At 75.5% G+C, this 523-nt stretch carries 1 protein-coding gene; it reads left to right on the top strand.

The window, feature by feature from the left end:
- A partial coding sequence (locus LG634_RS37585) for an Asd/ArgC dimerization domain-containing protein (protein ID WP_264204091.1) occupies window positions 1-523 on the top strand: 523 nt, incomplete at both ends.

Raw genomic sequence — 523 nt, 5'->3', positions numbered from 1 at the left:
TCGGCGGCCTCCAGCCGCACCTGCTGCCGCTGGCGGACCGGGTGCTGGAGCCGACCACGGCCGGGGTGCTGGCCGGGCACGACGTGGTCTTCCTCGCGCTGCCCCACGGCCAGTCGGCCGCCGTCGCCGAGCAGCTCGGCGACGACGTGCTCGTCGTGGACATGGGTGCGGACTTCCGGCTGAAGGACGCCGCCGACTGGGAGCGGTTCTACGGCTCCCCGCACGCCGGCACCTGGCCCTACGGCCTCCCCGAACTCCCGGGCGCCCGCGCCGCGCTGGAGGGGTCCAAGCGCGTCGCGGTGCCGGGCTGCTACCCGACCGCGGTCACCCTCGGCCTGTTCCCCGCGTACGCCGCCCGCCTCGCCGAGCCGGAGGCCGTGATCGTCGCCGCTTCCGGCACCTCGGGCGCGGGCAAGGCGGCCAAGACGCACCTGCTGGGCTCCGAGGTGATGGGTTCGATGAGCCCGTACGGGGTCGGCGGCGGGCACCGCCACACCCCGGAGATGATCCAGAACCTGTCGGC

The organism is Streptomyces bambusae, assembly GCF_020532645.1.
Lineage (GTDB): Bacteria > Actinomycetota > Actinomycetes > Streptomycetales > Streptomycetaceae > Streptomyces > Streptomyces bambusae.
Note: the sequence above shows the minus strand (reverse complement) of the source record. Positions and strands in the feature narration are given on the sequence as shown.